We start from the raw sequence: 11096 nt of genomic DNA on the forward strand, positions 1-11096 counted from the left end.
GGAGGGGGCTGTGCCGGAGGTGAGATGCGATGCTCCCCATGAGGGTAGGTCACCGTGACATCCGCCCAGAGCGGGTCGTGGTCGGAGTAGAGCGACTTGGTGGCATCGGCGTCGTTAATGGTGACCTCGGGGCTCACGAAGAGATAGTCGAACTTCTCCATGACGCCGCCCAACCAGCCCTTCGGAAGCTCGCCATGAGTGTGCTCGCCGTCGCGGCACCCCCCTGCCCCGGAATTACGCTCGTTGATGTCATTCCCACAGGGGCTGTCGACTTCCTTGAGCGACCCGTGCGCGCCCAGTCCGTAGTCAGAGAGATAGAAGCTGCTCAGCGCCTCGGACCCAGGCACGTCATTCAGGTCGCCGCCGAGAATCACGGTGTAGCCCGCGTAGTTCTGGGCCAGCAGACTGCTCGCCCGCTCCGCTTCCTGCTGTCGCTGTTCCCTGTGGTCATCACCGTTGACGAGATGGGCCGCACAGACAACCAGACGCCTCGAATCCGAGCTCAGACACAGCATCCCGCGTTGCTCGCGGCCCGGGCCGCTCTGCAAGTCAAATGACTCCATCTGGAGGTCGGAGAAGTCTTTCCGGTAGATGATGGCATTGCCGAACCGAGAGTTGTGTTTACACAGAGCCGGCTGGAGGTTGCCCTTGTCGTCGCGCTTGAAGACAGGATCGAACTTGACGTTGTAGTCAGGCAATTGCTCGTCGAGGTAGTCCAACCAGTCCTTGCAGCCCTCGTTGATGGTGACAAATGCCAGCTTGGGGCTGCGGTCCTTGATGCTTCGCACCAGGGCTTCGGGCGCCTTGAGGCCTGGGCCATGCTCCTCCTCGCTTTTACCGTACTCATCGCTTCCACCCGCCATGTTGAACTGGCCGATGAGGATGCGCTCCGAGTAGTCCTGGGCGGGCTCAACCGGCGCCATCAGCACCACCGCCGCCAAGGCGAGCACCAACGCCGTCAGCGGACTGGCAAGCGCGCGTGGGCAAGGGACTCTCTTCGATGGCTCCATGTGTTTTTCCCTCCCTGTCAGAGCGGCGGCCGGGGGCCAGGTGCGCCCATCGCCGCTCGCGTTCACATCCTGGGTTTCCTCCATGGAAACCCGCGCCAAGGAGGAGACGCTTCTGGCCAGGCGGGGGGCGGATGGAGCCATCGGCTGGTGGAGCCGCGTGCGCCCTGAAGGCGCGTCAGTCGTTCAACCGCCCATCCCTGCCTGGCTGTCGGCTGGAGCGCGCAACGCGCAGCACTGCAGAGGACCTCGACTGCAAGAACGAGAAGAGCGGCCTCACCTTCTAGTTGCTGCCAGCGTAGCGGGTCCGAGGGACAGGCCTCGCGGAGGAGAATCCATGGAATTGCTCATCATCCTCTTCTTCTTCGCCTGCATGGCCCTTGTGTGCATCGCCCTTGCGGCCCTCGTGTTCCACTTCTTCCGCGGCCGTCGTCTCGAGCCCGTCCTCAAGCGGCCGGGGCGCGTTGTCGCCAAACGGCAGGCGTTCACGAGCTACGGGGCGATCGCGAGCTACGGCCAGGCCTACTTCGTGACGTTCGAGTTCCAGGACGGCAGCCGCGACGAGTTCGAGACCTTCGACAGGCAGTATGGCCTCCTGGCCGAAGGCGACCAGGGCACCCTCACGACGCAGGGAAGGAGGCTCAAGGGGTTTGCGCGGCAGCGGCCCCAACGAGGACCGGGCCTCCCCCGGCCGCTCCCTACGTAGTCCGCGACACACCGCCCCTCCAGCAGCCGGGCCGACGTGAGGCCGTAGACCCAGTCCGGGTACGCCAGGCGAACATCCCCAGCCGCCGCTGCTGGGCCTTGGGGGCCACGAACACCTTGCCAGCGAACACGTCGAAGACGCGCACCAGCCGGGGGTCCACCTCGCCCCGCCGCTGGCGGAGGCAGGTGAGGTGGGACGCGGCCTGCCCCGGTACGTGGAGCGGGACTTCGCCAGGTACCTGGAAGGCGGAGTGCTCATCGCCTTCTCGTGCAAGGGGCGAGGGGTGTGCCCCTCCTGCAACGCGAACCTTCTTCTTCATGGCGGATGCGCCGGACAAGCGCCTCCTCTGGTTCTGCCGGTCCGCGTCTTCGTGCGGAAGGATGCGCGCGGCTGCGGTTCGTGACGCGGTGGACGGAGGGGGCACATCCGGGGTCCAATCCCGGCCTTCATGACCCCAGACGAAGTGCAGAGAGTCCTGGCCGACGCGGAGTTGGTGCCGTGCGCGGAGCTGTCACTCGCGGACGCCCGGAGGATGGTGGAGGGCTTCCTGGACGCGGACGTCCCCGCGCTCGTCCACCGTGAGGCGTGCGGCAAGGTCGGCTGCTCTCCGAAGTTCCAGGTGCTGGTGCGGCCCGATGATGGGCCCCGGGTGGCCGCCCTGCTCCAGCAGGGATGGCTGGAGATGGTGCGCCGCGAGGGGCTGATGCCAGAGGGGGCGACTCCCCGCCTCGTGACCGCCGTCCCGTCAGAAGCCACCGAAGAAGAGGGAGAGCCTCCCTGCCCGGCCTGCGGAACGGTCGCCCCGCTGGTGGCGGGCGCCTGCAGCGACTGCGGTCTCCAACTCGAGTAATCCGCCGCGTTCACGGAGGAGGACAGGGCGCTTGCGCGCCTGGTATTGAGCCCAAGCCCCCACGGTGACCTGGAAGCCCACGCCCCTGCGGCCTGCCGCCCGGCTGGCATCGCGAGGGCGACAGTAGAAAGCAGGCGGGCCAATGGGCCCTCGGTCCGCTCCGTGCTCATCCAGCCTCAATCGTCATCCAGGGGAGCATTCAGGTGGGGGAGGATCGCGCTTGCGTAGCCTCTCTGCCCGGCCTTGTTGGGATGGAAGGGCGCCTCATCGCCGTGCAACCCGTTGAACCATTCGCTACCTTCTCCGCAGATCTGGTGACCCTCGAAATTCGGCGCCGGTTCGACGAAGCGGGCTCCCTCCCGTTCAGCCACCGCGCGGAGTTCCTTGTTGATTCGTGCGGTGGCGTCGCGGACATCGCCTCTCATGCCGGTCGGGACGAACTGCCCCGCGGATTGAACACAATCCTTCGCCCTGTCGGTCGGCTCCATGATCACCGGGTAGCCGACCACAATGACCTGGGCGTTCGAGGACTTCATCTTGATCTCCTGGAGGATGGCCTGCAGGTCGCTCAAGACTCCGCCCAGTTTCGGATCCACCACCTTTTTGATGATATTGTTGCACGTCTCGCCAAGCCCAGGGAACGGCATTCTTGGCCTGTTGTCCGGCCCATAAAACTGGGCACGCACGCATTGCACGATCGTGTTCGCCCAATCGAGGTCATTGCCTCCGATGGAGATCGTGACCAGCCCGACGCTTTCATCCAAGTGACCGAGATGCTTATTCCTGATGTCATTCAGGACGTCTTTCGCCTTGGCTCCGCTGCAAGCGACAAAATCCTGCTGCGGATCGTGGCGGAGAGCTCCCTCGACGCGCGACGCGATCACCTGTGAATACGCGTTGCGCGAGCGTTTGCAGTGCTCCGGCCTGTCTCCCGTTGGCGGGTAGTAGTCGCCGGCTCCGTCGCCGCTTGAGAACGAGTCGCCCATCGCCACGTAGCGCGGCAAGGACGCCGCCGGGGGAGGCTGTGCCGGTGGAGAGCTGCGTTGCTCCCCATGGGGGTAGGTCACCTCTACATCCGCCCAGAGCGGGTCGTGGTCGGAGTAGAGAGACTTGGTGGCATCGGCGTCGTGAACAGTGACCTTGGGGCTCACGAAGAGATAGTCGAACTTCTCATTGATGCCACCGAGCAAGCCCCCCGGCAGCTCGCCGTGAGTGTGCTCGCCGTCGCGGCAGGAATCGCGCTCATTGATGTCATCCCCGCAGGGGCTGTCGACTTCCTTTAGCGCCCCATGCGCGTCCTGTCCGTAGTCAGAGAGATAGAAGCTGCTCAGCGCCTCGGACCCAGGCTCGTCATTCAGGTCGCCACCGAGTATCACGGTGTAGCCCGCGTAGTCCTTGGCCAGCCAGCGGCGCACCCGCTCCGCCTCCTGCTCTCGCTGTTCCCTGTGGTCCTCACCGCTGACGAGATGGACCGTACAGACCACCAGACGTTTCGAATCCGACCCCAGACACAGCATCTTGCGTTGCGCGTGCCCCACGGCGTCCTGCAACTCATATGACTTCGTCTGGAAGTCGGAGAAGTCTTTGCGGTAGACGATGGCATTGCCGAACTGGGAGTCGTGTTTACATGGCTGCGGCTGTGGGTTGCCCTTGTCGTCGTTCTTGAAGACAGGGTCGAACTTCACGTTGTAGTCAGGCAATTGCTCGTCGAGGTAGTCCAACCAGTCCTTGCAGCCCTCGTTGATGGTGACAAATGCCAGTGCGGGACTGCGGCCCTTGATGCTTCGTACCAGGGCTTCGGGCGCCTCGCTGCCATGGCCTCCGTACTCATCGCTTCCACCCGCCATGTTGAACTGGCCGATGAACATGCGCTCCGAGTAGTCCCTGGCGGGATCCTCCGGCGGAACCGGCGCCATCAGCACCACCGACGCCAGGGCGAGCACCAACGCCGTCAGCGGGCTGGCAAGCGCGCGTGGGCAAGGGACTCTCTTCAATGGCTCCATGTGTTTTCCCCTCCCTGTCAGCGCGGCGGCCAGGGGCCAGGTGCGCCCATCGCCGCTCGCGTTCACATCCTGCGTTTCCTCCATGGAAACCCCCGCCAGGGGGGAGACGCTTCTGGCCAGGCGGGGGGCGGCTGGAGCCATCGGCTGGCGGAGCCGAGTGCGCCCTGAAGGCGCATCAGGCATTCAACCGCCCATCCCTGCTCCAGCTCCCGCGTCTTCGAGGACCTCAACTGCAAGAACGAGAAGACCGGCCTCACCTTCTAGTTGCGGCCAAGGTCGCGGACCCGAGGGACAGGCCTTGCGGAGGAGAATCCATGGAAATGCTCATTAAACTCTTCTTCGTCTGCATGGTCCTTGCGTGCATCGCCCTTGCGGCCCGCATCATCCGCGACCGTCTCGAGCCCGAGCTCACGCGGCAGGGGCGCGTCGTCGCCAAACGGCAGGCGATCAATGAATACGCCCGGAGGAGCTACCCCTACGCCCAGAGATACTCCTACACCCAGAGCTACTTCGTGACGTTCGAGTTCCAGGACGGCAGCCGCGACGAGTTCGAGACCTTCGACAGTCAGTATGGCCTCCTGGCCGAAGGCGACCAGGGCACCCTCATCACGCGGGGAAGGTGGCTCCAGGAGTTTGCGCGGCAGCCGACCCAACAAGGACAGAGCTTCCCTCGGCCGGTCCATACGTAGGCCGCGACACGCCGCCCCTCCTGCAACACGAAGCGGGCGCATGTGATGGCAGTGGACGCTGTCCTTTCCGCATCGGGTGCGGTGGGTGCTGCTCAAGGACGCAGGACTCCTCCAACGGAGCCCACTCCTGCCGCAGGTACCGGCGGCCTCGCACGAGCAGCGCCGCCATCGCGAACCCGTTGAAGTGACGCGGGAGTGGGTCGGCTCCGGTCCAGACGTGAACGCGCCGCACGACCGGGCCTGACTCCTCGAGGGTGGACGCGTGGCCCGTCGCCAGGTCCACCAGGTCAAAGACATCGTGCGGCAACTCCTGGGCGCAGTGGAGCCCGAAGGCGTCGTCACCCAGCCGGAGCGGTTCACGCGTCCGGCTTGCATCCGGTCAAAGCGAACAGGCCGCGCGAGGCGCACGTCGCTTCTGGATGAAGGTGCTCACCGTGGCCTTGAAGCAAGCTGGCGCCGTGTAGAGCAGGAAGTGCGGCCCACCCTTGACGGTGACCAGGTTGACGCCCGCGGCTTCGGGCAGGAGGCGGAGATGGGCCTGGGCGCCAGCAAGGGGCGTCTTGGGATCCATGTCGCCCTGGAGCACCAGCACCGGCGGAAGCGTGGCGGGAGAGCGGCCAAACCACTCGTCACGCGGATAGGCCAGTGACGTTCGACCGACGAGCTGCCCCGGCAGGCTGCTGACGAACAGGAGCCCTGCGGCTTCGGCATCCACCTGGGCCTGGGTGAGGCCTGGCCGGGCGTTGTTCTCGGAGGCGCTGATCACCGCGACGAGCGGAATTGAGAGCGATGCCTGCGGGAAGTGGTCGAACGGGGCACCCAATGCCTCCAGGTCCTGCTCGACCTTCCGCAACGGCGCGAGGTCTCCGCCCCGGATGCCCGCGAGGATGAGGGGAATCCGCGCCCGCAGTGCCGGGCTGTCCAGCAGTGCCCCGAAGAAGAGTTTCGGACGCCCACCAGGGACCGCCTCCGACAACCTGGGATCATCGACAAGACTCTGCATGGCGGCGACCGCCGAATTCCCAAGACGCGCACGGCAGCCCGGATCCGCATCGCAACGCGCGAGCACCCCGCGGCCCACCTCGTCGACGACGGCCGAGCGATGACTGAGGTCCCACTGCCGGGTCGTTTCCGGAGGAACGAGGGAATCCAGCACGATCCCATCGAGCCGCTTCGGCGGGGCGACCGTCATCATGCGCAATACCAGCTGCGTGCCGTAGGAGACCCCATAGAGCCACGTCTTCCGGCCGGTGGAATATCGCTCCATCAGCGCGCGCAGATCGCGGGCGGAGTGCGTGATGGTGAAGGCGCGAGTGCGCTTGGAATGGGCCTCCAGCGCCTCGAAGCAGGTCGCCCACTCGGCGCCTTCGAGCGCGGCGCCGCCCGCACTGTCGGCGGACTCCTCCTTCTGGCAGAGCCGGCTCGAGAACCCCGTCCCGCGATGATCCGGGATCATCAGGTCGTATCCCGGGAAGGAAGACCGAAGGGTCTTCAGCAGCGGGTAGAACGAAGCCCCTGACTCGCCGGGGCCACCCGCCACCAGCCAGACCTGCCCGGCCGAACGCCCCACCGCCGGGAACTTGCGGACGAAAAGCTCGACCTGCTCCCCGTTGGGGGCCGCGTAGTCCAACGGCGCGCCGAAGCGAGCGCACAGGGAACCCGCGAGCGCCGCGTCCGACTTCGCGTCCGGGCAACCCACGAAGTCATCGGCACGGGACGCGGTGCCCTGCTCGGAGGCCCGCGCAAGGCCACCCAGACCGAGTGCACCCCAGAGGGCGACCACCGCTGCGAAAGTGGGGCATTTCATGTTCACGCTCCAAGAGAGCCCGGGAACTTCCCAGAGAGGCCCCACGATCGCAATTCACCCGGTCCCAGCCCACCTCTGGCCATCACTGGGAGGTGCGCCGTGGTCAGGGCGGCCCGGGGCCCAACTCCTGGGATGGCTGCAACGCCTGGGTCGATGCGAACGGTTACCTGCATCTCAAGATTGCCTGGCGCGACGCGCTGCGGCCCGCGAAGGCTGCTCGGTTGTTTTCCGGAGATGGGTCGGACAATGGCAGCGAAGACATGGGGGGCCATGAGACTCGAGAAGGGAGCCTGTTTCACTGCGCGTGCCTTCTTCTTGTGTTCAGTGAAATCAGATGATTTCGCATTCACGGCGCAATGCCTGGAACGCCAATCGATGGACGGCGTGGGCACCGCCGCGGGGGGAGCACCCATGAACCCGAGCAGCGCCCCATCCCAGTCCTCCCAGGACAAGGCTCCTGCCGCCCGGCACGAGGTGAGCGGAACCTCGATCCTCAACTTCCTGAAGCACTTCGACAAGAAGGGCGTGCGCGCCACCATGCGCCAGCGGGTGAGCCCCGCGACGGCCGTCTATTTCGACAAGCTCATCCTGCGCACATCGTGGGTGCATCGCTCGGTGCTGGACGACATCTACGCGGCGGTGGCGATGGACGGCGGCGAGGACGCCGTCCGCCGGTTCAGCCTGGAGGTGACCCGGGACGGCTATGGGCCCATGGTGCGCCAGTTCGCCGAGACGCTGCTGGGCCTGATGGGCGCCTCTCCGTCCACCCTCTTCAGCCGTTTCGGCGCCATTGGTGGCATGTACGAGCACGGCACTGAGTACCGCTACACCGAGCTCTCTCCCCGCTCCGGGGAACTGGTGGTGCGACTGGTGGAATCCGCCCCGCGCCTCGTCTTCGTCGCGTGGGAGGGCGTGTTCCAGTTCGTCTTCGAGCTCACCCGGGAGCAGGGCACCGTCACGCCGGTGCAGGTCTCCGAGAACGGTCAGGTGGGCCGCTACCTGCTGAAGTGGTGAGCGCGGCGGCCCCTCAGGGCTTCAGCCGCCACGTCTCCTCAAGCCAGACTCCAGTCAACCGAAGTGATCAGACCGGGTGGCCCATTCCATGGGCGAGGAAAAGGCTCCACCGACAAGAGTTCCTATACCAGCGCGATGGGCCCGACTGTTTGATGGCGCCGACAGCTTTGAGAAACATGCCTGCCGAAAGCGCGGTCATGTGGTTTGCGACCCCGACCCGGTGCCTCACCTGAACCAGGGCGAGAACCAAGTCAAGACAGGGAGATGGCAATGAAGGATCTAGGGGACAAGCCTTATTTCCGGCTCAAGCAGGATGAGATTTCCGACCTCATGGATGAAGACTGGATTCAGTTCACCTGCGAGGGCCGCTACCAGGTCAAGGCTCCCGTGAGCCTTTTTCGAAACCGATTCAGGGACTCCGTCAGCTGGAATGACAAGAGTCGAAGGAATCACAGCTATTCGGCGGCCCCCCGTCAGCGGCCCTCCTCGACCAACGGGCTGTCCTTCAACGGCCTGTCCAGCAGCGCCTTCGCGTCCTGGTTCCGCAAGGATCCGGTGCTGGCCGGACATGGTGATGCGGTACGTCGTCCACTGCGCCGTCCCGGAAGGCCAGCAGCGAACCTACGCGGACGCCACCACGCACCCGTCGCACACCTGGCCTGGAGGAGCAGGTGGTGTCCGCGTGCCTGACGGCGCATGTGAACAAGTACGGGATGCGGGTGCCCATCTCCGTGCTGGGGCGCCGGGCGGATGGCCTGGCCATTCCCGTCACGGAGGAGGAGGCGAGGGCGCCTTCGTGGGGCGTGACAAGGACCGGCTCAGGCCCCGCGAGAGTTCGTCCCGCGCCTGCTCGACGACGAGTCCGATGCGGAGGCCAGCACGGACGACCCGCCCGACTTGGAGGAGGTCAACCGCCGCCGCTGCGCACCGCTCGCCTACGTCGGCCGCTGCGAGCGCCACTGCGGCATGGACGCGTCGAAGACGTTCTACGAGTCCTGCACCTGGAACGGCGTCACCTACCGGCCCCTCACCACGCGGATGGACAAGCGCAACCTCTACAAGTGCGGTGATGGCATCTGACAGCCCACCGAGGTCTGCGGGGAGAAGAACGACTCCCTGAGCTGCAAGGACGACTGCGGCACCTGCGGCTGAGCGCCAGCCGAGGCGAGCTCCGCCCACGAGGGAGTCGTCCGCCAGTGCGTCTACTGGACGTGCTGGGACACCGGTGCGGGATGTCGCCCTCCCGCACCGGTGCTTCAAGCGACTGCTTCAGCAGCCCGAGCCGTACGCCAGCAGGAACGTGGTGCGGTCCGTGCTGTTCACCACGCCGTTGCCGTCCGCGTCCGCGTCCAGACTGCCCGCGTTCCACGCGTTGAGGAACGCGTCGCGGTCCGCCTGATTCACGGTGCCGTTGGTGTCGTAGTCGGCCGGGCAGAAGAACTGGATGTCCATCTTCCACCACGACGTCGCCGTACCCGCGGTGCCCTCGCGCGCGTCCACCAGCGCGGACACGTCCCCCTGCAGCGTGAAGGGCCCGGGGAACAGCCAGCCCTTGCGGCGCACCGAGTCCGAGTCCGTGTTGCCGATGTCGATGGACAGCACCGGCTCGCCGGTGGTGAGGCTCGCGATGTACACGAGCGACGTGGAGCCGCCGTACACCCCCGCCGTCGTGTCCGCCGTCGCATCGCCGGACACCGCGTAGCGCGCGAAGCGGTTGAGCTGGAACGTCAGGTAGAAGTCCGCGTTGCCCGTGGCGTAGCCGCGCCCGGTGGCCTGCGTCCAGCCATTCGCGGTGGCCCGGACCTCGGCGCTGATGCGGGAGCCGGTGATGCTCGACGTCTCCGTGCCCGAGCCATTCGAGTCCGCGTGGCTGTGCGTGTCGTCGTACTGCGGCTGCTCGCTGGCCTTCAGCTCCAGGCTCTCGTTGAAGTCCTCGAAGCCATTCGTCCGGCGCGAGTCGGACGCGTTGACGTTGGTGATGCCGGCGTCCTTCGCGATGACGGTGGCGGACACCGAGCGGGTGCCCTCCGACGGAGTGATGAACTGCGCCTGCGCGAGCGTGGATGTGGCCGCGAAGAGGGGAACAGCACCAGCCAGCATGTGAATGCGACGCATGGAAACCTCCAAGTTGCGTGACGGGGTCAAGCGCGCAACTTAGGCGCCCTGCCTGACGGAATCCCTACCAATCCGGTGACGGCCCGCCTGCGCTCGTCACTCCGCGAAACACAAGAAGAAATCCGTGCCCCTCGTCTCCCTCCCCCGCACCCCGAGCATTGACATCTCGCGACGCCACGTGTTGCCGACCATACTCGACAATCGCTCCCGCCTCTCAAGCGAGCGGGGCCGGTGCGCGGCCCCGCCGTGACGGGACGTCAGTCCTTGGTCCAGCGGAACGTCACGCGGTCGCCGCCGCTGAGCCGGTCCGCGAGGTTGTAGAGCCTGTACATCTCGGTGTGGACCGCGAAGATTCCCTTCGCCTTGCTGAAGACGAAGTACGAGCCAGGGTCGGTCACGATGCTCGTCCACTGCGAGTTGGTGTTGCAGTTGGCCGTCGAAGCAGAAGGCCAGTTGCACCAGGAGTTGCCGTTCTCGTTCCACACCTTCCAGTGGTCGCCGCCGCCGACGAGGCCCACCTGCTTCCACCACGTCACGGCCGAGCCGGACTCCAGCCGGAACTCCACCACATCCGGCGACGCGGCGTTGTGCTCGACGATGACGTTGATGAGGTCACCGTCCGGCAGGTAGATGGGCTGGATGTCGGTGAGCCACGCCTTGTCACAGGTGATGCACGAGTTGAAGGTGTCGTTCGGGCCGGTGCACGAGCTGTTCGAGTACTCCAGCTGGTAGTCGTTGTTGTTCGCGCAGAAGGCACACGAATGCGCGTATCTGGCGCTGATGCACGTGAGGGAGGTGGTGGTGTGGGCTCGGGTGAAGTCCTCCCAGGTGATGGCCGTCGCGGCCATGGCGGAGACGGCGCGGCCCTCGTCCTCCTGCTGGGGCGCGGGCTGCTGGGGCTGGGT

Annotated in this window: 11 protein-coding genes; 6 read left to right on the forward strand and 5 right to left on the reverse strand. The window is 65.9% G+C overall.

All coding sequences use genetic code 11. The annotated features are described in order from the left end of the window. The coding region (locus D7X55_RS26860; RefSeq protein WP_368666509.1) for an endonuclease/exonuclease/phosphatase family protein at window positions 1–1094 on the reverse strand (1094 nt) is incomplete at its 3' end. 250 nt (window positions 1095–1344) lie between these two features. Here D7X55_RS26860 and D7X55_RS43535 point away from each other — a divergent pair. Next, entirely contained in the window at window positions 1345–1713 is a 369-nt protein-coding gene (locus tag D7X55_RS43535; protein ID WP_158626429.1) for a DUF2500 domain-containing protein, read from the forward strand. Between the two features lie 448 nt (window positions 1714–2161). After that, window positions 2162–2563, forward strand: a complete 402-nt coding sequence (locus D7X55_RS26875) for a hypothetical protein (RefSeq protein WP_120546830.1) — start codon at window positions 2162–2164, stop codon at window positions 2561–2563. A 176-nt stretch (window positions 2564–2739) separates the two neighbouring features. Here the strand turns inward: D7X55_RS26875 and D7X55_RS26880 are convergent, their stop codons facing one another. Further along, on the reverse strand, window positions 2740–4650 hold the full coding sequence (locus D7X55_RS26880) for a GDSL-type esterase/lipase family protein (protein WP_158626430.1): 1911 nt from the start codon (window positions 4648–4650) through the stop codon (window positions 2740–2742). A 230-nt stretch (window positions 4651–4880) separates the two neighbouring features. Between D7X55_RS26880 and D7X55_RS43540 the strand changes: the two genes are divergently transcribed. Beyond that, window positions 4881–5255, forward strand: a complete 375-nt coding sequence (locus tag D7X55_RS43540; protein ID WP_158616144.1) for a DUF2500 domain-containing protein — start codon at window positions 4881–4883, stop codon at window positions 5253–5255. Between the two features lie 379 nt (window positions 5256–5634). Here the strand turns inward: D7X55_RS43540 and D7X55_RS26890 are convergent, their stop codons facing one another. After that, window positions 5635–7062 carry an alpha/beta fold hydrolase gene (locus D7X55_RS26890; RefSeq protein WP_121724551.1) on the reverse strand — a complete coding sequence of 476 codons (1428 nt, stop codon included), beginning with the start codon at window positions 7060–7062 and terminating at the stop codon, window positions 5635–5637. 411 nt (window positions 7063–7473) lie between these two features. Between D7X55_RS26890 and D7X55_RS26895 the strand changes: the two genes are divergently transcribed. The 3 genes from D7X55_RS26895 (at window position 7474) to D7X55_RS26900 (ending at window position 9156) form a co-directional block, all read left to right on the forward strand. Continuing rightward, window positions 7474–8076, forward strand: coding sequence for a hypothetical protein (locus D7X55_RS26895; protein WP_147470220.1), 603 nt, complete (start codon window positions 7474–7476; stop codon window positions 8074–8076). 264 nt (window positions 8077–8340) lie between these two features. Then, the gene (locus D7X55_RS42975) at window positions 8341–8766 is read left to right on the forward strand and encodes a hypothetical protein (protein WP_147470221.1); all 426 of its coding nucleotides are present in this window, start codon (window positions 8341–8343) and stop codon (window positions 8764–8766) included. A 207-nt stretch (window positions 8767–8973) separates the two neighbouring features. Further along, window positions 8974–9156, forward strand: a complete 183-nt coding sequence (locus D7X55_RS26900) for a hypothetical protein (protein ID WP_121724553.1) — start codon at window positions 8974–8976, stop codon at window positions 9154–9156. A 189-nt stretch (window positions 9157–9345) separates the two neighbouring features. Here the strand turns inward: D7X55_RS26900 and D7X55_RS26905 are convergent, their stop codons facing one another. After that, on the reverse strand, window positions 9346–10191 hold the full coding sequence (locus D7X55_RS26905) for a GC-type dockerin domain-anchored protein (protein ID WP_121724554.1): 846 nt from the start codon (window positions 10189–10191) through the stop codon (window positions 9346–9348). Window positions 10192–10448: 257 nt separating this feature from the next. After that, window positions 10449–11096: hypothetical protein (locus D7X55_RS43545; RefSeq protein ID WP_158626431.1), on the reverse strand; the 648-nt coding region annotated here is incomplete at its 5' end.

This window comes from Corallococcus sp. AB049A (assembly GCF_003668885.1).
Lineage (GTDB): Bacteria > Myxococcota > Myxococcia > Myxococcales > Myxococcaceae > Corallococcus > Corallococcus interemptor.

Bases quoted from the DNA above. Each gene is read 5' to 3' on its own strand.
- D7X55_RS26895 (WP_147470220.1), top strand. From the start codon at position 7,474: ATGAACCCGAGCAGCGCCCCATCCCAGTCCTCCCAGGACAAGGCTCCT.
- D7X55_RS42975 (WP_147470221.1), top strand. From the start codon at position 8,341: ATGGCAATGAAGGATCTAGGGGACAAGCCTTATTTCCGGCTCAAGCAG.
- D7X55_RS26890 (WP_121724551.1), bottom strand. From the start codon at position 7,062: ATGAAATGCCCCACTTTCGCAGCGGTGGTCGCCCTCTGGGGTGCACTC.
- D7X55_RS26905 (WP_121724554.1), bottom strand. From the start codon at position 10,191: ATGCGTCGCATTCACATGCTGGCTGGTGCTGTTCCCCTCTTCGCGGCC.
- D7X55_RS43535 (WP_158626429.1), top strand. From the start codon at position 1,345: ATGGAATTGCTCATCATCCTCTTCTTCTTCGCCTGCATGGCCCTTGTG.
- D7X55_RS43540 (WP_158616144.1), top strand. From the start codon at position 4,881: ATGGAAATGCTCATTAAACTCTTCTTCGTCTGCATGGTCCTTGCGTGC.
- D7X55_RS26880 (WP_158626430.1), bottom strand. From the start codon at position 4,650: ATGGAGGAAACGCAGGATGTGAACGCGAGCGGCGATGGGCGCACCTGG.
- D7X55_RS26875 (WP_120546830.1), top strand. From the start codon at position 2,162: ATGACCCCAGACGAAGTGCAGAGAGTCCTGGCCGACGCGGAGTTGGTG.